At 73.7% G+C, this 19,433-nt stretch carries 20 protein-coding genes; 7 read left to right on the top strand and 13 right to left on the bottom strand.

Annotated elements, in window-relative coordinates:
* Nucleotides 1-1,086: 1,086 nt before the first annotated feature.
* From serS to IEZ06_RS19490, 3 genes are all read right to left on the bottom strand, one after another.
* A complete protein-coding gene (gene serS, locus IEZ06_RS19500; protein ID WP_189238128.1) occupies nucleotides 1,087-2,349 on the bottom strand; it encodes a serine--tRNA ligase in 1,263 nt (420 codons plus the stop codon).
* Between the two features lie 130 nt (nucleotides 2,350-2,479).
* Nucleotides 2,480-3,400, bottom strand: coding sequence for a prephenate dehydratase (gene pheA / locus IEZ06_RS19495; protein WP_189238127.1), 921 nt, complete (start codon nucleotides 3,398-3,400; stop codon nucleotides 2,480-2,482).
* Nucleotides 3,401-3,409: 9 nt separating this feature from the next.
* Nucleotides 3,410-4,735, bottom strand: a complete 1,326-nt coding sequence (locus tag IEZ06_RS19490) for a glycosyltransferase 87 family protein (protein ID WP_189238126.1) — start codon at nucleotides 4,733-4,735, stop codon at nucleotides 3,410-3,412.
* A gap of 65 nt (nucleotides 4,736-4,800) precedes the next feature.
* Here IEZ06_RS19490 and IEZ06_RS19485 point away from each other — a divergent pair, with 65 nt between their 5' ends.
* Nucleotides 4,801-7,140 carry a hypothetical protein gene (locus tag IEZ06_RS19485; protein WP_229798389.1) on the top strand — a complete coding sequence of 780 codons (2,340 nt, stop codon included), beginning with the start codon at nucleotides 4,801-4,803 and terminating at the stop codon, nucleotides 7,138-7,140.
* On the opposite strand, the gene mptB is transcribed toward IEZ06_RS19485, so the two are convergent.
* The 3 genes from mptB to IEZ06_RS19470 form a co-directional block, all read right to left on the bottom strand.
* Nucleotides 7,040-8,635: a polyprenol phosphomannose-dependent alpha 1,6 mannosyltransferase MptB gene (mptB, locus tag IEZ06_RS19480; protein WP_229798386.1), complete on the bottom strand. Its 1,596-nt coding sequence runs from the start codon at nucleotides 8,633-8,635 to the stop codon at nucleotides 7,040-7,042. The two genes, IEZ06_RS19485 and mptB, sit on opposite strands and share 101 nt — an antisense overlap.
* A gap of 84 nt (nucleotides 8,636-8,719) precedes the next feature.
* Nucleotides 8,720-9,421 (bottom strand): glycosyltransferase, encoded by a 702-nt coding sequence (locus IEZ06_RS19475; RefSeq protein WP_189238125.1) that lies wholly within the window; start codon nucleotides 9,419-9,421, stop codon nucleotides 8,720-8,722.
* 79 nt (nucleotides 9,422-9,500) lie between these two features.
* A complete protein-coding gene (locus IEZ06_RS19470; protein ID WP_189238124.1) occupies nucleotides 9,501-9,854 on the bottom strand; it encodes an STAS domain-containing protein in 354 nt (117 codons plus the stop codon).
* 258 nt (nucleotides 9,855-10,112) lie between these two features.
* On the opposite strand from IEZ06_RS19470, the gene IEZ06_RS19465 reads away from it, so the two are divergent.
* Nucleotides 10,113-10,652 carry a hypothetical protein gene (locus IEZ06_RS19465; RefSeq protein WP_229798384.1) on the top strand — a complete coding sequence of 180 codons (540 nt, stop codon included), beginning with the start codon at nucleotides 10,113-10,115 and terminating at the stop codon, nucleotides 10,650-10,652.
* A gap of 157 nt (nucleotides 10,653-10,809) precedes the next feature.
* Here IEZ06_RS19465 and IEZ06_RS19460 read toward each other — a convergent pair whose 3' ends face one another.
* Together IEZ06_RS19460 and IEZ06_RS19455 are read right to left on the bottom strand one after the other, a co-directional pair.
* A complete protein-coding gene (locus IEZ06_RS19460; RefSeq protein WP_189238123.1) occupies nucleotides 10,810-11,937 on the bottom strand; it encodes a sensor histidine kinase in 1,128 nt (375 codons plus the stop codon).
* Nucleotides 11,934-12,629 carry a response regulator transcription factor gene (locus IEZ06_RS19455; protein WP_189238122.1) on the bottom strand — a complete coding sequence of 232 codons (696 nt, stop codon included), beginning with the start codon at nucleotides 12,627-12,629 and terminating at the stop codon, nucleotides 11,934-11,936. Before IEZ06_RS19455 ends, IEZ06_RS19460 begins: the two co-directional genes overlap by 4 nt.
* A gap of 147 nt (nucleotides 12,630-12,776) precedes the next feature.
* Here IEZ06_RS19455 and IEZ06_RS19450 point away from each other — a divergent pair, with 147 nt between their 5' ends.
* The 3 genes from IEZ06_RS19450 to IEZ06_RS19440 all read left to right on the top strand — a co-directional run bounded on the left by IEZ06_RS19450 (nucleotide 12,777) and on the right by IEZ06_RS19440 (nucleotide 14,024).
* Nucleotides 12,777-12,941, top strand: a complete 165-nt coding sequence (locus IEZ06_RS19450) for a hypothetical protein (protein ID WP_157237496.1) — start codon at nucleotides 12,777-12,779, stop codon at nucleotides 12,939-12,941.
* A 25-nt stretch (nucleotides 12,942-12,966) separates the two neighbouring features.
* The gene (locus IEZ06_RS19445; protein WP_189238121.1) at nucleotides 12,967-13,230 is read left to right on the top strand and encodes a DUF6412 domain-containing protein; all 264 of its coding nucleotides are present in this window, start codon (nucleotides 12,967-12,969) and stop codon (nucleotides 13,228-13,230) included.
* Between the two features lie 89 nt (nucleotides 13,231-13,319).
* A complete protein-coding gene (locus tag IEZ06_RS19440) occupies nucleotides 13,320-14,024 on the top strand; it encodes a YidC/Oxa1 family membrane protein insertase (protein ID WP_229798382.1) in 705 nt (234 codons plus the stop codon).
* Here the strand turns inward: IEZ06_RS19440 and IEZ06_RS19435 are convergent, their stop codons facing one another.
* Nucleotides 14,025-14,474, bottom strand: a complete 450-nt coding sequence (locus tag IEZ06_RS19435) for an ATP-binding protein (RefSeq protein WP_189238120.1) — start codon at nucleotides 14,472-14,474, stop codon at nucleotides 14,025-14,027. It abuts the gene before it with no gap.
* Nucleotides 14,475-14,739: 265 nt separating this feature from the next.
* Here IEZ06_RS19435 and IEZ06_RS19430 point away from each other — a divergent pair, with 265 nt between their 5' ends.
* On the top strand, nucleotides 14,740-15,318 hold the full coding sequence (locus tag IEZ06_RS19430) for a methylated-DNA--[protein]-cysteine S-methyltransferase (protein ID WP_189238119.1): 579 nt from the start codon (nucleotides 14,740-14,742) through the stop codon (nucleotides 15,316-15,318).
* 18 nt (nucleotides 15,319-15,336) lie between these two features.
* Here IEZ06_RS19430 and IEZ06_RS19425 read toward each other — a convergent pair whose 3' ends face one another.
* The 4 genes from IEZ06_RS19425 to IEZ06_RS19410 form a co-directional block, all read right to left on the bottom strand.
* Nucleotides 15,337-16,707 carry a purine-cytosine permease family protein gene (locus IEZ06_RS19425; protein WP_189238118.1) on the bottom strand — a complete coding sequence of 457 codons (1,371 nt, stop codon included), beginning with the start codon at nucleotides 16,705-16,707 and terminating at the stop codon, nucleotides 15,337-15,339.
* Between the two features lie 258 nt (nucleotides 16,708-16,965).
* Nucleotides 16,966-17,298: a rhodanese-like domain-containing protein gene (locus IEZ06_RS19420; RefSeq protein WP_189238117.1), complete on the bottom strand. Its 333-nt coding sequence runs from the start codon at nucleotides 17,296-17,298 to the stop codon at nucleotides 16,966-16,968.
* A 55-nt stretch (nucleotides 17,299-17,353) separates the two neighbouring features.
* Nucleotides 17,354-17,959, bottom strand: coding sequence for a TenA family protein (locus IEZ06_RS19415; RefSeq protein ID WP_189238116.1), 606 nt, complete (start codon nucleotides 17,957-17,959; stop codon nucleotides 17,354-17,356).
* A gap of 99 nt (nucleotides 17,960-18,058) precedes the next feature.
* Nucleotides 18,059-18,622: a DM13 domain-containing protein gene (locus IEZ06_RS19410; protein WP_189238115.1), complete on the bottom strand. Its 564-nt coding sequence runs from the start codon at nucleotides 18,620-18,622 to the stop codon at nucleotides 18,059-18,061.
* Nucleotides 18,623-18,789: 167 nt separating this feature from the next.
* Between IEZ06_RS19410 and IEZ06_RS19405 the strand changes: the two genes are divergently transcribed.
* Nucleotides 18,790-19,425, top strand: a complete 636-nt coding sequence (locus IEZ06_RS19405) for a GOLPH3/VPS74 family protein (RefSeq protein WP_229798380.1) — start codon at nucleotides 18,790-18,792, stop codon at nucleotides 19,423-19,425.
* Nucleotides 19,426-19,433: the final 8 nt, after the last annotated feature.

Here is a 19,433-nt window from a genome sequence, read left to right as displayed (position 1 = left end):
TGGCCGACCCCACCGACCTCGTCGCCCTGCCGGCCCTCACCGCCGCCTGGGCCGTCCACCGGCGCAGCCGTACCGAGCACGCCGTACGGCGGGCCCGCACGCTCGTCATCGTCCCCGTCGCCCTCGTCGCCGTGACCGCCACCGGCCAGGCGGACCTGCACCCGCAAGCCCACGCGGTCTTCAGCGACGGTGAGGTGATCACCGTCCTCAGCGGTCACGGCGACGGCCCGGTCGTCTCCCGGGACGGAGGCCGTACCTGGATCCGGCCCCCGTCGCCTACGCCCACTCCCGAGTCGACTTCGACGCCGTCGGACCGGCCGTCCCGGGTGACCCTGAGCTGCGTCCCGGGGGACCCCGCGCACTGCTACCGCGTCGTCCCGCCCCGTCTGGCCGTGGACGAGTCCCGTGACGGCGGAAGGACCTGGACCACGGTCTGGGAGGTCTCGGAGGGGCGTGAAGAGCTGCTCGAACGCACCGCGGCGGAGCACCTGGGGCCGGGGGCGTGGAAGGGGTCCCAGGCCATCGTGGTGCATCCGGTCGCGGACGGCCACGTGGTGGTCGCGGCGAACGGCAGCGACGGCATCGCCGTGCTGGACGTGAACGGTGGCTGGCGGCGGTTCGGCTTCTCCGCCGGGGGTTTCTCCGCGGAGGGGGCCGCCCCGCTGCACGCGGCGAACGTGAGCCTGACCAGGGAGTACGTCATGGGGCTGTTCGCGGGGCTGTTCGTGTTCCTGGCCGGAGTCGCCACGGCCCGGCGTGGCGGCCTGGACGAGGACGGCCCTGCGGCGACCGCCTATGTTCTCGCGGCGGTCGGCTTCTTCGTCGCCGCCGTGGGCGTGAGCGACGACGGTCTCCTCTCTCCGCTACTCGACGGCCGTGCTGATCTCCTGGCTCACCGCGATCGCCGGTGTGGCGGCGTCGGTGCTGGTCGGCTGGAAAGGCGGGAGGAGTCCCGCCCGAGAGGGATGGAACCCGCCGGAGGAGGGAGGGATCCGGTCCCGGAAAGGAGGCGAGGACCCGGCGGAGCCGGATCCTCACCGGTGAGGCCTCGTCGGCGGGCCTACTTGGAGGCCTCGTCGGCGGGCCCTACTTGGCCGGCTCCAGGACGTCGAGGCCGACGTGGGGGCGCAGCGCCTCGGGGATCACGACCGAGCCGTCGGCCTGCTGGTGGTTCTCCAGGATGGCGACGATCCAGCGGGTGGTGGCCAGGGTGCCGTTCAGCGTGGCGGCGTGCTGCGGCTTTCCCCCGGAGTCGCGGAAGCGCACCCCCAGGCGGCGGGCCTGGAAGTCGGTGCAGTTGGAGGTCGAGGTCAGCTCGCGGTAGCGGCCCTGGGTGGGGATCCAGGCCTCGCAGTCGAACTTGCGGGCGGCCGAGGTGCCGAGGTCGCCCGCGGCCGTGTCGATGACGCGGTAGGGAACCTCGATCTTGGCGAGCATCTCCTTTTCCCAGGCGAGCAGGCGCAGGTGCTCCTCCCCCGCCTCCTCCGGGCGGCAGTAGGAGAACATCTCGACCTTGTCGAACTGGTGCACGCGGATGATGCCCCGGGTGTCCTTGCCGTACGAGCCGGCCTCCCGGCGGAAGCACGACGACCAGCCGGCGTAGCGCAGCGGCAGCTCGCCCGCGTCGAGGATCTCGTCGGCGTGGTAGGCCGCCAGCGGCACCTCCGACGTGCCGACCAGGTAGAGGTCGTCGTCGGGCAGGCGGTAGATCTCCTTGTCGTGGGCCACGTGGAAGCCGGTGCCCTGCATCGCCTCGGGCTTCACCAGGACAGGCGTGATCATCGGGACGAACCCGGCCTCGACCGCCTGCTGCATGGCCATGTTGAGCAGCCCCAGCTGGAGGCGGGCGCCGACGCCCTTGAGGAAGAAGAACCGCGAGCCCGAGACCTTGGCGCCGCGCTCCATGTCGATGGCGCCGAGCAGCTCGCCCAGCTCCAGGTGGTCCCTGGGCTCGAAGTCGAACGTGCGCCGCTCGCCGACCTCCTCCAGCACGACGTAGTCGTCCTCGCCGCCGTGCGGGGCGTCCTGGTCGACGATGTTCGGCACCGTCTGCAGGACCGCGTCGAGCTCGCCGGCCAGCTTCTCGGCCTCGGCCTCCAGGGACTTGACCTGCGCGGCGAGGTCCTTGGCGCGGCCCAGCAGCTCCGCCTTCTCCTCGCCGGAGGCCTTGGACACCAGCTTGCCCATGTTCTTCTGCTCGGCGCGCAGCGACTCGAACGACGCCAGCGCGGAGCGGCGGCGCCCGTCGAGGTCGAGCAGCGTGTCGACGACGGAGTCGTCCTCGCCGCGGGCGCGCTGCGACGCCCGTAGCCGGTCGGGATCCTCACGAAGGGTACGCAGGTCAATCACAGACCCAGGCTACAGATGAGCGGTTCGGGCCCGCACACGGATAAGGAGTGTCCAGCGGGTCTTTCGACACGGGGAAGGCCCCCGGAAGGCCTGGGAACGCCCGGGAAGGCCCCCGGAGGGCGCGGGCCCGCTAGACCTGCCCGCCCCTGATCCTGGACAGCCAGCCCGACGCCTCGTCGAAGTCGGCGTCGGCCGTACCGCGCCTGATCTGCGGTGCGAGGCCGTCGGCGCGCGGGTAGCTGCCGAGGAAGCGCACGCCTTCGCAGACCCGGTGGAGGCCGGAGACCGCCTCACCGACCCGGGCGTCGGCGATGTGGCCCTCGAAGTCGAAGTGGAAGAAGTAGCGGCCGATGCCGTCGCCGGTGGGCCGCGACTCGATCCGGGTCAGGTTGACCCCGCGCACGGAGAACTCCGTCAGCATCTCCAGCAGCGCGCCCGGGTGGTCGTCGGAGAGGAAGGCCACCAGGGAGGTGCGGTCGGAGCCGGTCGGAGCGGGCGGCGGGGCGGGCCGGGAGACCCGGACGAACCGGGTCACGGTGTCGGAGCGGTCGCCGATCCCCCCGGCGAGCTCGACCAGGCCGTAGTGCTCCCCGGCGATGCGCGCGGCGATGGCCGCGTCGTACGGCGAGCCCGGCAGCGCGACCTCCTGGGCCGCGCCGGCGGTGGACGGGGCGGAGACCGGCACGGCGTCGGGCAGTTCGCGGGCGATGTAACCGCGGCACTGGGTGAGGGCCGCCGGGTGGGAGATGACCCGCTTGATGTCGCCGATCTCCTTGCCGGGCCTGGCCAGGAGGGAGAACTCGACGGGCAGCAGCAGCTCGGCGGTGATGAGCAGCGGCTCGCTCCGGGCGAGCTCGTCCAGGGTGGTCGCGATGCCGCCCTCGATGGAGTTCTCCAGCGGGACGACGGCGCCGTCCGCCTCGCCCCGCCGGGCGGCGTCGAGCGCCGCGCTGACGTTGGCGCTCGGCAGGCGCTCGGCTTCCGGCGCCAGGATCCGCAGGGCCTCCTCGGCGAAGGTGCCCTCGGGTCCCAGGTAGGCGAGTTTCAGCATGCTCCCAGGCTATCCGGCGGCCGTCCGGAACCGTGGGGAGAATTCCACATCCGACGCCTGAAAAGTACGGAAAGTCGCACGTCGCCTCGGCAGCCAGGATCCGAGCAGCCAGACCAGGGCCAGCGCGCCGAGCCCGAACGCGTTCTGCACGAGCTTGCCCAGCACCGGGCTGAGCACCGGGATCTCCGCCGCCTTCAGCGCCACCCCCCACCAGGGGATCGGCACCACGTAGTAGAGCCAGACCCCGGCGGCCACCCGGATCCGCACCGGGTCCCGCCCGTCTCCGGCGATCGCGCCGAGCACCACGACGACCCAGGCCAGGTGGTGGATCCAGGCCACCGGGGAGAGCAGCACGGCCATCAGGCCGGTCAGGGCGACGGCGGTCATCGCGTCGCCATCCAGCAGCGCCGCGCGCGCCCGGCGGAAGCCGTACCAGCCGACCGCCGCCACGAGCGCCAGCCAGAGCAGGCTCGTCGGCGCGTCGGGCAGGTAGAGCCGGATGAGCATGCCGCGCATCGACTGGTTGGTGGTCGCCGCGTTGGAGCCGAGCCGCTCGGGGTCGAGCAGCGCGCGGAACCAGAAGTCGGCGGCGTCGGCCGGGATCACCGCGAACGGCAGCAGGGTCAGCAACCCGGCGGTGAACGCGGCCATGAAGAGGGCCCGGCGCTGCTCGGGGCGGGCCCCCGGGCCGAAGCCGGTGACCAGCAGGTAGATCAGGAAGACCCCGGGGGTGAGCTTGACCGCGGTGGCCAGGCCGATGAGCATGCCGCGCGGCCAGGCCGGCCGCCGCGCCGCGCAGTCGGCCAGGCAGAGCGCGACCAGCAGGATGTCCACCTGGCCGAACCGGACCTGGTCCCTGATCGGCATCAGGTAGGTGCAGGCGACCGTCAGGAACGCGAACGCCAGCGGCGTCCAGAGCGACCGCGGCGGCGTCCACCGCGCCCCGGGAACGGGCCGGGCGCGGTCCAGGCGCTCCCACACGGCGCGGAAGCCGTACCAGACGGTGACCATGAGCGTGGCGAAGATCCCGGCCGTCCAGACCCACTGCGCCGCCGGCCACGACATCGCCGCCAGCGGCGTGGCCAGCAGCGCCGCGATCGGCGGGTAGGTGAACGGGAGCAGCTGCGGCGCGGGCGTGGCGAAGTCGTAGACCGGCCGCCCGGCCAGCACCATCTCCCCGCCGGTACGGTAAACGTCCAGATCGACCAGGCGCTGGTCGTCGACGTTGCCCAGCCAGTGGAGCACCAGCGGGGCCGCCGCCAGCGCGATGAGCACCGGCACCGGCAGCCACGCCCGGATCGGCCGCCTGGTCTCGGTCGCCTCGTCGGTCCTCACGACCAGGCAGGTTACCGTGACGCGGGAACCGGCCGCCGACGGAGAAGGAACGAGGGGGAGACCGGATGGGCCCAGCACGCGAACGGGGCGGAGACCGGACGGGCCCGGCACGCGGACGCCGCACACCGCACCGGACCGTCCACTCCCGGAGGCCGCTCCTGGCCCTCCTGCTTCTGGCCGCGGTTCTCGCGGTCCTGCCGGGAGCCGGTACGGCCGGCGCCTCCGTCCGGGTCACCGGCGGGGGGCCGCCCGCCCGGGTCGTGGTCGTCGGGGCGCCGGGGCTGCTCTGGAGCGATCTGGACCCGGTGCGGACGCCGAACCTGTGGCGGCTCACCGGCTCCGGCGGGGCGGCCTCGCTGTCCACCCGGGCCAACCCGCCCAGGGGACGGGGCTTCATCTGCCCGGTGGAGGGCTGGCTGACGGCCTCGGCGGGGCAGCGGGCGGGCACGTCCGCCCCGGGCTGCTCCCCGCCTCCGGTCCCGCAGGTCTCCGGCGAGGGCGCGAGCGTGCCGGGCTGGGCGGAACTGGTCGCCTTCAACGCGGACACCTCCTACAAGCCGGTGCTCGGGCAGCTCGGGCAGCTCGTCGCCGACGCCGGAGGGAAGGTTGCGGCGGCCGGGCCGGGGGCCGCCCTCGGGGCCGCCGACAAGTCCGGGAAAGTCGCCGTATACGCGGAGACGGTGGAGCAGCTGGGTGAGCTGACCCCGTACCGGCTCGTCGTCATCGAGGCCGGGGACCTCACCCGCGCCTGGCTCAAGCGCGGCGCGGGCGACGACGGCGACGGCGACGGCGACGGCGATCACGGCGTGCCCGCCGCGCCGGCGGACGGGGTCAGGCGCGAGGCCGTGGCCGGGATCGACCGGCAGGTCGGCGCCGTCCTCGACCGCCTCCCCCCGGACTCCACGCTCCTGCTCGGCGGCCTGTCCGACGCCTCCGACGTGGCCCACCTGCACGTGGCGATCGCCTCCGGCCCGTCGCCGGACGGCTCGCCGTACCCCCGCGGCTACCTCACCGCCGCCTCCACCCGCCAGAACGGCCTGGTCACCACCACCGACCTGACCGCCACCGCGATCGCCCTGCTGGGGCTGGAGACGCCGAAGACGGTCGTCGGCCGCCCTTGGACAGGAGGGGACCCCGCCCCGGACGCCGGAGCCGCCGGAGGCGACGGAGACGCCCCGGGGGACGCCACCGGGGCCGTCGTGGCGGACCTGGCCCGCGAGAACCTGGCCAGCCGGGTGGTGAACCGGGTCCGCGGCCCGTTCTTCGGCGGTTTCGTGGCGGTGCAGATCCTCTTCTACCTGCTGGCCGCCGCCGCGATCCGCCGGGGCTGGGGCGGCGCGCGGGCGCTGGCCGCGGTCCGGGCCGTCGCCGCCGTCAGCGGGTCGATCGCGGTCGCCACCTTCCTCGCCCAGCTGGTGCCCTGGTGGGCGTTCCCGGTCCCGATGGCCGGGGTGGTGCTGACCATCCTCGGCATCGCCTGCGCCGTCGCCGCGCTCGCGCTCGCCGGGCCCTGGCGGTCGCACGTGCTGGGCCCGCCCGCCGTGGTCGCCGGGATCACCTCGCTCACCCTGCTGGCCGACGTGATGACCGGCTCGACGCTCCAGGTCAACGCCGTCACCGGGTACGAGCCGGTCGCCGGCGGGCGCTTCTACGGCTTCGGCAACATCGCCTTCGCCGTCTACTCCGCCGGGACGATCCTGGCCCTGGCCGGAGTCGCCCAGTGGCTGACGTCCCGGGGACGCCGCGGGCTCGCCCTGCCGGTCTGCGCGCTGTACGGCGGGCTGGCGGTCTTCGCGGACGGCTGGCCGGGCTGGGGGGCCGACTTCGGCGGGGTCCCGGCGTTCCTGACCGGGCTGGCCGTCTTCCTGATCCTGCTCTCGGGCCGCCGGGTCTCGGCGGTCCGGCTCGGCCTGGTCGGGCTGGCCGGGATCGGCCTGATCACCGCGATCGCCGTCGCCGACCGGCTCCGCCCCGCCGGGCAGCGCACCCACCTCGGCGCGTTCGTCCAGCAGGTGCTGGACGGCGAGGCCGGGACGGTGATCGCCCGCAAGTTCACCGCGATGGTCGGGGTCACGGTCGGCAACTGGTCGCTGACCCTGCTCACGCTGGTCGCGCTGGCCTTCCTCTTCCTGGTGCTGGACCGCCCCTCCCGCTGGGGCGCCCCCGCGCTGGGACGGGCCTACGCCCTCGCCCCGGCGCTGCGGGCCGGCCTGATCGGCGCGCTGACGTGCGCGCTCATCGGGTTCCTGATGAACGACTCCGGCATCGCCATCCCGGCCATGGCCCTCACGGTAGCGGTGCCGCTCACACTGGCCGCCTGCGTGCGCGCGCTCCGGCTCGCGCCGCCCACCACAGCAGAGCGGCCGTCAGAGCCAGCAGGGACCACGGCACCGCCTGCTGCCTGACGACGGTCTTCAGCCAGAGCAGGTCGTCGGGGCGGAGCGCCTCCCGGGCCGGCAGGTAGCCGAGCGAGAGGATCGCCGTCCTGGCCACCACGAACCCCTCCAGGGCCGGCCAGGAGGGCGCCGCCGCCAGCAGCGCGAAGGCCAGGCCGTCGTACCAGGGCAGCGCGTACGGCGCGGCGAACAGCCAGGCCACGACGATCACCGCCGCCACCAGCGGGGCCGGGACCGCCGGCGGAACCGGCCGCAGGACCGGCGCCGAGGCCGACGGCGACGGCGGGACCGGAGGTGCCGGGGGACGCAGGCCGCCCGCCGGAACCGCGCCGCCCGCGCCGATCGGGCTGATCGGGCTGATCGGGCCGCCCGGCACGGCCCGGAACACCAGCCAGGCCAGGACCGCCAGCAGGAGCACCGACCCTGCCTGGATCCAGACCGCGTACGCGCCCGGTCCGAACAGCGACTGGAGGGCGAGCTTCACCGGCTGCCACGGGGTGCCGAGAGAGACCTTCCGGCTGGCCGCGCCCACCTGGTCGAGCACGTGCGGCCCGGCGATCCCGTAGACCGCCGCCACCGTGGCCGTCGCCGTACCGGCCACCAGGACGAGCCTGCCGGGCCGGCGGCGCAGTTCCCAGGCGGGCCCGAGCGCGACCAGCCCGGCGTTGAGCTTGACCCCGATCCCCAGCCCCAGCAGCACCCCCGACGTCGCGCCCCCGGCCGCGCCCCGCAGCGACGAGAAGGCGAGCAGCGCGGCGACCATGCAGGCCACGGCCATGGTGTCGACGTGCATCCCGGCGGACAGGTGGTAGATCATCAACGGGTTGGCCGTCCAGAGCAGCGCCGCCCGCCGCTGAAGGTCCGCGTCGGCGGCGGTCAGGCGGTGCAGCAGCAGCCCGGTCCCGATGAAGGCCGCGGCGTTGAACAGCGCCATCCCGAAGACGGTCAACCGGACCGAGTCGCCCCCGGCCAGGCTCGCCAGCGCCTGCACCGCCGTCGCGACCGGGCCGTAGACGCTCGTCACCCCGGCCCACTCCTCGACGGCCCCGGCGACCGGGTCGCCGGGGAGCGCCGCGGGCGTGACGGCGTACGGATCACGGCCCAGAGCGGCCAGCCGTCCGTAGGCGGCGTAGTTCAGGTGGTCGGCCGAGCCCGACGGCGGCAGGAAGGCCAGCAGGGCGGCCACGGCGGACCCGGCCCCGAGCAGCAGCCGCGGATCCGGCCGCCACCGCGACCGCAGGGCCGCGGCCAGGCCGGTCCCGCCCAGCACGATCGCCGCAGCGGCCAGGGCGATCACCAGGTGGCCGTCCGGCCCGGCGTCCAGGGAGTACGGCGGGTGCCAGGAGGGGCCGGACAGGCCCGGCACCATGGCCGAGGGCCCCAGCAGGCCGATCAGGACGGTCAGCCCGGCCGAGAGCCCGATCGCCACCGGGGCGAACACGCCCAGCGCGTCACGCGGGCCGTGCCGTACGGGTCCGCCGGCCACCGCCGTGTCCTGAGTCACCCGCAAATTCCAGCACACCCGCCGCAGTGCCCGCGGCGGCCCCGGCGACGAGGCTCAGACGTACAGCGCCCGCGGCGACGGAGCTCACACGTGCAGCGCCCTGCGGGCCAGGAGGGCGCGGGCGACGTCGCGGAACTGCCGGGTCCGGTGGAGCTGGGCCCGCCAGTCGGTGCCGGTGGCCCGGTGGGACATCTCCACCTCGACCTCGCGGACCCGGAAACCCCGGCGGAGCAGGTCGATCGTGAGACCCGTCTCCACGCCGAAACCGCGCGCCAGCGGCCGGGCGGCCTCGAAGGCGGCCCGGGTCAGGCAGCGCTGGCCGTTGAGCGGCTGGGTGGGCGTCCAGCCGGTGGCGCGCTCGATGCCGTCACGCGCGAGCCGGACCACGAACCCGTGGCCCCCCAGCTTGACCCGGGTGACGAAGACGGCGATGGTCATGTCCGCCTCACCCGCTGCGACCGGCTCGATCAGGGGCGCGGCCGTGTGCGCGGTCTCCCCCAGGTCGGCGTCCAGGAACAGCAGGTGCCGCGGGGGCCCGCCCCGCTCCTCGTCGAACAGCCGCACGACCTCCGCACCGCTCTCCATCGCGGCGGCCTTGCCCCGGTTGCGGCTGTGCCGTACGACGCGGGCTCCGGCGGCCCTGGCCACCCTGCCGGTCCGGTCGGCCGAGCCGTCGTCCACGACGACGACCAGGTCCACCCCGGGCAGCGCCCGGCCGGCGGCCACGGTGGCACCGATCCGGTCGGCCTCGTCCTTGGCCGGAATGATCACTGCTGTGCCGGTCATGCCGCCCTCTTCCGCAGGTCGCCTCGTCCGCCGGTCGCCGCGTGCGCGCGGCCCTCCGTTCCGGGCCCCGCGAGGCGGCTCACGCCTGCGGCTCGGCCGCCAGCAGTTCCTCGGGCACCGCCTCGTGGACGGTGAACACCGAATCGAGACCGGTGACCTGAAGAATCTTACGGACGGCGGGGCGAGGCCCGGCCATCTCCAGGACCCCTCCCTGCTCGCGCAGCCGTTTGAGCGCGGACAACAGGACGTTCATGCCGGTGGAGTCGCAGAACTCCACGCCGGACATGTCGACGACCATGAAGGCGGCGGCGCTCTCGTCCAGCAGCCGATCGAACTCGGACTGCAGGCGAGGCGCGGTATATAGGTCGATTTCTCCGACAATGGTCACGATTGTGTGGCCACCATGAGATCGAGTTGAGACTTTTAGCTCCACAGCGGGCACACTAGCGGCGACGGAGCCCCGGGTCACGTTCTACGCTCCAAGGGGGTGTCCTGTTCAAGGTTTTGCCTGTCGGGGCTATCGATCCCGGCCCTTTGTCACCCGTTCTCCCCTCACGCGAACCCTCGGTGCGCGAAGCTTGACAGCGTGCAACACCGGCTCGGCCGGAAAGGGGGGAGGCCCGGAACCTCCCGACCGTCGCTGCACCAAGTCGACGACGGACGACGAGTAGAAACGGGCCCAGCATCTTCGATGAACAACGATCTTCCTGAGGACCCCCAGCGCCAACTGCTCCGCACGCGCCTGGAGTCCACCATCACGCGCGCCACCAGGTCCACCTCGTGGCAGGACGCGACCCACTCCCTCCGCGGCCTGGTGAACCGCGAGGGCTTCGTCCCCATCCGGACGCGCCTCACGAGCGACGACCTCGACTTCCTGGAGGGAGCCCGCCAGGAGCTGCTCGACTTCGCCGAACTCGGGATCCGGCTCCTGGACCTGCACCAGCCCCGGGACGCGGGCGGCATCACCAGCGACGCGGCGCACCCGATCCTGCGCTGCCGGAGCTGCATGTGGCGCTGGCCGTGCCCGACCTTCCGGGCGATGGCGGAGAGCTTCGGCGCACTGCGGGACCCCCTCTCCCGCGGACCCGTCGAGCCCGCCGGACCGGCTCCCGGCGGTGTCTCCCTCTCCGACGAGGTCCAGGTGACCCTCATGGTCCCGGCCCAGTCGGAGGGCCAGACCGCCGCCCTGTCGGCGGTGCCCCGGAGGGTCGTCGGAGACATGCCGGTCTGACCGCGGGGCCCGGGACGGCCGCACGTCGACCCACCACGGCTCGCGTCGGCCCCACGGCCCCGTGACGATCCCGGTGGTCTCACGACGGCCCCACGGCCCCGCGGCGACCCCGGTGGTCTCACGACGGCCCCACGGCCCCGCGGCGATCCCGGTGGTCTCACGACGACAGGGGAAGGCGGATCTCGAAGCGGCAGCCGGGTCCGGTGTTGACGACGCCGATGGCGCCCTCGTGGGCCTCCACGATGCCTCGGGCGATCGCCAGGCCGAGCCCGGCTCCCGCGCCGTCCCCCCGCGGGCTCCGGGCCGCCTCCCCCCGGAAGGCCACGTCGAAGACCCGGGGCAGGTCCTCCGCCGGGATCCCGCCGCAGCAGTCGGACACCGACAGGCGGGCCAGCCCGCCCTCCGCGGTCGCGCGGACCGAGACCGTGCCGTCGGCCGGGGTGTGCCGGATCGCGTTGACCACCAGGTTGCGCAGGGCGCGGGAGAGCTCCCCCGCGTCCGCCTGGACGGGCACCACCGGATCGGCGGAGCCCGCCAGCCGTACCCCCTTGGCCCGGGCCAGCGGCTCCACCCCGGCCAGCGCGTCGGCGACCAGGTCGGCGAGGCCGATCCGGCGGCGGGACAGGCGCAGCGCGCCCGCGTGGATCCTGGACAGCTCGAACAGATCGTCGACCATCCCGGAGAGGCGGTCCACCTCCAGCCGGATCTGGGCGTGGTAGCGGTTCACCGTCTCCGGGTCGGACACCACGCCGTCCTCCAGCGCCTCGGCCATGGCGCGCATCCCGGCCAGCGGGGTGCGCAGATCGTGGCTGACCCAGGCGACGAGCTCGCGGCGGGCGCCCTCCAGCGCGCGCTCGCGCTCACGGCCGAGGCGGATCCGCCGGTAGGCCTCGTCGAGGGCGGCGGCGATCGTGCCGAGCTCGGCCGGAAGGCCGGGGGGCGGGGTGAACTCCCCAGAGTCGGGCACGTCGTGCACGGCGGCGACGAGCCTGCGGCTGGCCGCCACGACGCGCCGGGCGAGCACCGCCGCCACGCCCAGGCCGGTCAGTCCTCCGATGACGACCACGCTGAGCACGATGTCCCGGGAGCCGCCCTCGATGATCATCCTCATGGTGATCGCCGCGACGCCCGCCACCGTCACCACGACGGGGACCGCGGCGAGCACCGCGAGCATCGTCCCGATCGACCGCCCCCGGAGCAGGTGCATGGCGCCCAGACCGGCGAGCGCGACCGGCAGGCCGAGGCCGGCGGTGACCGCGGCGATCTCCACGATCTCGGGGATCACGGCGACTCCGCGGGTTCGTAGCGGTAGCCGACGCCCCAGACGGTGACGATGCGGCGGGGCGCGGTCGGGTCCGGTTCGATCTTCTCGCGGAGGCGGCGGACGTGGACGGTCACCGTGGAGGAGTCGCCGAACGACCAGCCCCAGACCTGGTCGAGCAGGGTGGAGCGGCTGAACGCCTGGCGGGGGTTGCGCATCAGGTGGGCCAGGAGGTCGAACTCGCGGGCGGTCAGCGTGACCTGCTCGCCGTCGAGCCGTACCTCGTGCGCGCCCACGTCGACCACCAGGTCGCCGTCCCGCAGCACCCCCGTCCCCGCGGGCATCGACGCGCCGCGCGCCCGCCGCAGCACCGACTGGACGCGCAGGGCCAGTTCGCGGGGGCTGAACGGCTTGGTGACGTAGTCGTCGGCGCCGGTCTCCAGGCCGGCGACCCGGTCGATCTCCTCGCCCAGCGCGGTCAGCATGATCACCGGGACCGGCCAGCGCTCCCTGAGCTTCCTGCAGACCGCCAGACCGTCCAGTTTGGGCAGCATCAGGTCGAGCACGAGCAGGTCGGGCGGGTCCGACAGCGCCCGCCTGAGCGCTTCGGCCCCGTCACCGACGCACTCGACGCGATGCCCGTCGCGCTCGAGGTAGCGGGCCACGACCTCGGCCACCGTCGGGTCGTCCTCGACCACCAGAATCCGCGCGCTCATGACCCCCACGGTAGGCCCGCGCGATCCCCTCCAGGGGAAACCGTCACCGGCCCGTAAGACCTCGGCGGGCCTCGGCGGGCCCGCGTTATGCGCCATCGTTATGCGCCCCGCCCCGCACCGGGCCGATCTCCGGCGTACGGTGGACCCATGGGTCGTATCGTGATGGCAGTCCTGGGCGTCCTCCTCGCGCTCTACGTGGTGTTCGGGCTCGTGCTGCCCGCCCTGTTCGGGCTGTTCAAGCTCCTGCTGGTGCTGGCCTTCGTGGCCTTCGTGGTCGTCGCCCTGGTCACGGTCGTCGGCCGGTCCAAGTGACCCGGGCCACCCGGGCGGCCCTGCGGTGAACCCCCTGCTCGTCCTCCAGACGCTGTTCGTCTGGCTGCCCGACGGCGGCGCCCTGACGGTGACCGCCGTGGCCGGGCTGGGCGTGCTCCTCCTCGCGTGGGCGCTGCGCACGGCGCCCTCCGCCGCCGCGTCCCGGCCGGGCCTCCGTCCCCCGGGGCGGGGCCGCGCCGCCTCACCGGTCTTCGTACGGCAGTGCGATCCCGGCGCGCCCGGACGGTCCCGTCCGCGAGCGCCCTCCGCGGGCCCGGCGCCCGCGTGACCTCCTGAGAGACCGCCCTCCCCGATCCGGGGAGGGCCGATCGCGGGTGCCTTCTGCGCCGACTCCACTCCGCTCAGAAGGGCTCCCCAGTGTTCGATCCCGTCCTCGGCCTCACCGCCGACCTCATCGCCGCGCTCGCCGCTCCGCTCGGCTCCACCGCACCGGCGATCGTCCTGTTCACCGTCGCCGTCCGGCTCCTGCTGCTCCCGCTCAGCGTCATGCAGGCCAGGGGCGAGCGGGTGCGCAGGCGGCTCGCTCCCCGGATCAGGAAGCTGAAGGACCGCCACGGCCGCGACCCCGAGCGGCTCCGGCGGGAGCTGGCCGCCCTCTACGCCGAGGAGAACGCCTCGCCTCTGGCGGGCTGCCTGCCGGGCCTGGCCCAGTTGCCGTTCTTCGCGGTCATGTACCAGGTCTTCGTCTCGTCGACCATCGCCGGGCAGGCGAACGCGCTGCTCACCCACGGGCTGTTCGGTGTGCCACTGGGGCAGCAGTTCGCGGGCACGGTGGCCGGGTTCGGGCTGATCAGCGGCCCGTCCCTGGTGTTCGCCGGGCTCTTCCTGCTCCTGCTGGCCGTGGCGGTGATCACGTCGCGGCGGATCCGGCGCACGATGGCCGAAGGGGACCAGGAGGTCCAGCCGGCGGCCCTGCGCGGGCTGATGCCGCTGCTCCCGTTCGGGACGCTCCTGGCGGCGGCCGTGCTGCCGCTCGCGGCAGGGATCTACCTGCTCGTCACGACGGCCTGGACGGCGGGGGAGAGGGCAGTGCTGTACCGGGCCTCTCCCTCCCCCGCCTGATCAGATGCACTCCCGGACGGCGGGTGAGGGGACGGTGGCATGACCGTTGCTCACCGTGTCGACGGTCGCGACGGCCGCCCACACGGTGGTGACGTCCCCTTCGTGTCTGACCCCCCAGTTCTCGGCCAGGTATTCGACGATGCCGAGCCCCCGGCCCCCCAGCGAGGAGAGCGCGGCTCTCCCCGCGCGGGGTTCGGTGGCCGAACCACCGTCACTCACAGCTACCTCGACATATCCGTCAGTGCACTGCCATGCCACTTTGATCTGCCCGGACGGCAGGGGGTGCGCATGCCGGAGCGCGTTACTCAGCAGCTCGCTCACCACCAGCACGGCGTCATCTATCACGGTCTCGTAGACGCCCCATTCCTGCAGGTCAGAGCTGAGGTACTGACGCGCGACGGCGACGCTGGACGGTGCATACGGCAACAAGACGACGCTCGACGGACCCACCTCCCCCTATCCCTGTTCCCCCCTGAGGAGCACACCCCAGTACGACCGAAATGCCCCGTTAGATAGTCATAGAAACCGCAGACCGGTTACAGCTTGTGCACGCTCGACAATAGATCGGCGCTTCCATTGCCGCCTCGTTACCGCCCCGGCGTGTCCCCGCCGGTAACGGGAGCCGGGCGTGTCGGGGCCCGCCGCGGTGGACCTGGCCTGGGGAGCCGTCCGATACGCTGCCGTGACCACGCGCCTGGACGGGAGAGGGTGGGACATGTCATCCGGGTCATCCGGCGATCTCGACGCACTGCTGCGGGTGACCTCGCCCACCTACATGGGGGACCGGCATCCCGACGTCGCGTTCGGCGTCCACGACGGCCCGGTGGGGCGGCTGATCCTCGCCGTGTCCGGCCGGGGGGTGGCGGCCTGCAGCTACGAGGACGAGAACGTCGTCTTCGAGCGCGTCGCCCGGAGCGTCAGCTCGTTCATCGGGCCCGACCCCCGGCGGCTCGATCCCGTCCGCCGGGAGCTGGACGCCTACTTCTCCGGCCGGTTGCGCGCCTTCACCACCACGGTCGACCTCCAGCTGGCCACGCCGTTCGCCAGGACCGTGCTGCAGATGATGCTCGCCGTGCCGTACGGGACGGTGACCACCTACCGGGAGATCGCCGAGCGGATCGGCCGGCCGCGGGCGCTGCGCGCGGTCGGCAACGCGCTCGGCGCCAACCCGGTGTGCGTGATCGTGCCCTGCCACCGGGTGGTCGAGAGCGAGGACGTGCTGGGCGGCTACGCCGGGGGCACGGTCGCCAAGGAGCGGCTGCTCCGCGTCGAGAAACGCAACCGCCCCCGGTAGAACGGGGAGGTCCGCCCGTCAGCGGCGGCCCTTCAGCCTGCGCCGGGAGGCGCCGACGCCCAGGGTGACCAGGGCCGCGACGAGGAACGCGCCGACGGCCGCGCTCATCCACGGCTGCGGGACGAGCCCGACCGCGTCCCGTGCGCCCGTCCAGAAGGCCGTCCACCAGGCCAGCTCCGGCGCCGTCGGCAGTGCGGCGAGCATCCACCAGGCCGCGAAGCCGAGCACCCACGGCAGGACCATGAGCCAGCGCGAGGGCGCGGTCTCCGAGGTGTCCCAGCGGTCCCTGCCGCCGAGCAGGAAGTAGTCCACCGCGAGGACGGCGAACATCGGGACGAAGACCGCGCCGATCAGGCCCAGGAAGGCGGTGTAGGTGTCGGCGCTGACGAAGATCGCGAGCAGGGTGACCAGTGCGCCGGTGCCGACCGAGATGATCCGGCGGTCCAGCCGGGGCAGCAGGTTCTGCAGGGACATCGCGGTGGAGTAGACGTTCACGAACGACTGGTCGGTCTCACGCAGCACCAGGATGCCGAAGAACAGCCAGCCGAGCGAGGCCGCCACGAACGGGTCCCAGACCTTGTCCGGGTCGTTGCCCACCAGCGCCAGCGCGGCGATGCCCAGGGTCAGGCAGGCCACCTGGGCGACGGTGTAGCCGCCGACCACGCCGGTGAAGGCGGCCCGGCCGGAGCGGGAGAAGCGGGCGAAGTCCGCGGCGACCGGGACCCACGAGACCGAGAGCGCGATCACGTAGTCGACGGAGGGGGCGAACGCCTCCCAGGTGCCCGCGCCGATCGCCGGGTCCTGGCTGAAGAGCGCGTAGGCGAACCAGGCCATCGAGACGACCACGCCGGCGGTGACGAAGCGGCGCAGCAGGCGGACCGCGCCCAGCGGCCGGATGGTCAGCGCGGTGGTGATCGCCCCGCCGAGGACCACCCAGACGGCGTAGGGCACCTCGGCCCCGAACGAGCCCGCGATGGCCTGGGCGCCCTGGGCGATGACCCAGAGCTCGAAGGCCCCCCAGCCGAGCATCTGGATGATGTTCAGCACGGTCGGCACGTACGACAGCCGCGCGCCGAACAGCCCCCGCAGCAGCACCATGGCCGGAGCGCCGGTCTGCTGGCCCGGGACGGCGGCCAGCGCCACCATCGCGGTGCCGATGAGGCTGCCGACGACCGCGGCCGTCACGGCCGCCAGGAAGCTCAGCGGCCGGTCGCCCAGCGGGTCGATCAGCGCGATCGCACCGGAGAACCCGAGCAGACTGACGCCCAGGTTGGCCCAGAGCGCACCCTGGTCGAGCGCTCCCAGGGCCTTGGGCGGGGCCTCGTCGAGGGTGAGGGGGGCTTCCGCACGCTTTGCGGCCACCCCGGAGTCGGCGACGTCGGACGTCATCACGCGCTCCCTACGCCGGCATTACCCGGACAGGTTCATGCGGTCGGCGGCGCGTGGGAGGGCCTGTCCGGCCCTCCGCGTGGTCCCGCCCTCTCAGCCCGGCTCCGCCCGAGCTCCCGCGGTAGATATTCCGTCCCGGATTATGCCATCCGCACCGTTCGACGCAAGAGCCCGGCCCGCCCCTCAGGTCACGAGCGGGTCCCGCCCCTCTGTCCACGGACGGATCCCGGCCCTCAGGCCACGAACGGATCCCGGCCCTCAGGCCACGAACGGGTCCTGGCCGGTCTCGCTCACCATCGGACGGCCCGCGAAGGCCCAGGACTGCATGCCGCCCCCGACGTTGACCGCGTCCCGGCCCACGTGGTTGAGCCAGGCCGCGGCGTGCGCGGAACGCCCGCCCACCCGGCAGACCACGTAGACGGGGACGTCGCCGGGCACCTCCTCCACGCGCGCCTGCAGCTCCCCCAGCGGGATGTGCACGGCCGCGGGCGCGTGCCCCGCCCGCCACTCGTCGTCCTCGCGCACGTCCAGCAGGAACGCCTCACCGGGTACGGCCTGCACTTCGACCTCAGGAACATTCATGGCCCCCATGATGCCCGCTCGGCGGACCGCCCCGTCCGCCTCCGGCCGGAATCCCCGCCGCAGGTCAGGGCACGTCCCAGAAAGCGAGCTCGTGGGCCATCCCCGCGGTGAACAGCTCCCCGGCCCGCCGCGGTTCGGGAGCCGCCTCGTCGATCATCACGGCGATGCGCCCGGTCAGCTCCGCGAAACCGGGGTGGGCGTAGGTGTCGACCCAGGCGCGGTAGCGCGGCTCGGCGGGCGGGTTCTCGGCCAGGATCCGGCCCAGCGTCGAATAGCCCCACATGCAGGGGTAGAGCGCCGCCAGCCCTTCGGCGTAGGAGGCGGCCGACTCCAGCAGGAAGGCGGTGTAGGCCGCGCACGCCGGCCCCTTGCGCGCCCCCTCCAGGTCCGCCCCGAACTCCGCGGACAGGGAGCGGTGCAGGTCCAGCTCCTCGTGGAAGGTGGCGTGGGCCAGGTCCACCAGGTCGCCGAGGTGCCCGTCCGGGGCCTGCCAGGCCAGCCGGGAGAACACCCGGACGTAGTCCAGCAGGAAGAGGTAGTCCTGCTCCAGCCACGACCGGAACACCGGCTCGGCCAGGTCGCCCCGCGCGATCCCGGTCACCGTCGGATGGGCGAGCTGCGCGTCGAGCAGGGGGCGGCCGATGGCGTGGAGTTCCTCAGAGATGCTCATAGGCCGGAGATTTTCGCAGAGCCCGCCTTCCCCCCAGGACCGGGGTACGGCGCACGACACCGCACCGGGCCGGGTACGGCGCAGTCTCCTCCGGCCGGGTCAGGCCAGCGCGGCGGCGCCGAAGGAGACGCTGAAGCGCCTGCACCAGATGGTGACGGTCCGCAGATCCTCCAGGTCGGCCCCGGCGGGGATGGCGTAGTTGGCGTCGCCCTTGTTGCCCTTCAGCCCGCCCAGCTCCAGGTGCTCGCCGTCGTCGAGATTGAACCATCCCGCCCGGCCCTCCTTGACCGGCTGGTCGCTCAGCCAGACCCGCAGGTCCGGCCCGTCGGAGGTGTCCAGGTCCTCGATCCTCAGCACCCGGCTGCCGTCGGCCAGCTCCAGGACCTCGGCGGTGCCCGCCGTCTCGTGCTCGTGGGAGACGAACACGCCGGTCGCCAGGGTCTTCGGCCCCGCGGCGGGCGCGGCCGGAGCCGTGTCGTCCGACGCGGCCGGAGCCGGGGAGGAGGCGGGTGCGGCGGCCGCGACCGGCGGCGCCTCGTTCACCTCGACGGTGGTGAACAGCCGCCACGGCTGGAACAGGTACAGGGCGACGGCGAGCCCGGCGGCACCGAGCACCAGGACCACCCGGGTGACGGGGTGGCGGAGCAGTTTCTTCGTCTTCACAGGTCCCTCCCGGCGTGCTGCCGGCGCTCTCCCGGCTTCGCCCCGAAGGTACGCCCGCGGCCCCGGCCCGGCTGTTACGTGACGCTTACGGCTCGACGCCCGGTGGAAACGGCGGAACGGCGAAGCAGGGATGCCGGAACGCAGGGGTGCGGCAATAGGGTCGGATCATGACCACCATCGCCGAAGAAGTCCTCCTCCTCGCCCATGAGGAGACCGAGGGCAAACCGCTGGTCGGGGCGACGCAGCTGGACTCCGCACTCGGCGGCGCGCTGCTGGCGGAGCTCGCCGTGAACGGCCGCATCGACCTGGACGGGAAGAAGGTCACGGTCCGGGACACGACCCCGCTGGGGGACGAGGAACTGGACGCGACGCTCGCCCGGATCGCGGGGGAGAGCAAGGAGCGCAAACCCGACTGGTGGGTCTACCGGCTTTCCTCCGCCAAGCTCCGCAAGCGCCTGCTCACCGGGCTGGCCGAGCGCGGAGTGCTGAACGAGGAGCACCGGAGGGTCCTCGGGGTCTTCCCCGTCGCCCGCTACCCGGAGCGCGACCCGCGGGTGGAGCGGGAGATCCGCGAGCGGGTGCGGAGCGTGCTGGACGGGGCGGACCCGGACGAGCGGGTGGCCGTGCTGATCGCCGTCCTGCACGCGGCCAAGATCGACCGCAAGGCGTTCCCCGGCGTGCGCGAGGAACGCGTCAAGGAGATCGTGGAGAGCGAGTGGGTGGGCCGCGCCGTGGCCGAGACCATCGATTCGATCAACGCCGCCATCGCGGTCGGGGCCGTGGTCGTGGTCGCCGCATCCTGACGGGCCCG

The organism is Planomonospora antibiotica (genome assembly GCF_014647955.1).
GTDB classification, from domain to species: Bacteria; Actinomycetota; Actinomycetes; order Streptosporangiales; family Streptosporangiaceae; genus Planomonospora; species Planomonospora parontospora.
Note: the sequence above shows the minus strand (reverse complement) of the source record. Positions and strands in the feature narration are given on the sequence as shown.

Coding starts and splice junctions, on each gene's coding strand:
- pheA (WP_189238127.1), bottom strand. CDS start 3,400: ATGCTGAAACTCGCCTACCTGGGACCCGAGGGCACCTTCGCCGAGGAG.
- IEZ06_RS19485 (WP_229798389.1), top strand. CDS start 4,801: ATGGGCCCAGCACGCGAACGGGGCGGAGACCGGACGGGCCCGGCACGC.
- IEZ06_RS19475 (WP_189238125.1), bottom strand. CDS start 9,421: ATGACCGGCACAGCAGTGATCATTCCGGCCAAGGACGAGGCCGACCGG.
- IEZ06_RS19465 (WP_229798384.1), top strand. CDS start 10,113: ATGAACAACGATCTTCCTGAGGACCCCCAGCGCCAACTGCTCCGCACG.
- IEZ06_RS19455 (WP_189238122.1), bottom strand. CDS start 12,629: ATGAGCGCGCGGATTCTGGTGGTCGAGGACGACCCGACGGTGGCCGAG.
- IEZ06_RS19450 (WP_157237496.1), top strand. CDS start 12,777: ATGGGTCGTATCGTGATGGCAGTCCTGGGCGTCCTCCTCGCGCTCTAC.
- IEZ06_RS19430 (WP_189238119.1), top strand. CDS start 14,740: ATGTCATCCGGGTCATCCGGCGATCTCGACGCACTGCTGCGGGTGACC.
- IEZ06_RS19425 (WP_189238118.1), bottom strand. CDS start 16,707: ATGACGTCCGACGTCGCCGACTCCGGGGTGGCCGCAAAGCGTGCGGAA.
- IEZ06_RS19420 (WP_189238117.1), bottom strand. CDS start 17,298: ATGGGGGCCATGAATGTTCCTGAGGTCGAAGTGCAGGCCGTACCCGGT.
- IEZ06_RS19415 (WP_189238116.1), bottom strand. CDS start 17,959: ATGAGCATCTCTGAGGAACTCCACGCCATCGGCCGCCCCCTGCTCGAC.
- IEZ06_RS19405 (WP_229798380.1), top strand. CDS start 18,790: ATGACCACCATCGCCGAAGAAGTCCTCCTCCTCGCCCATGAGGAGACC.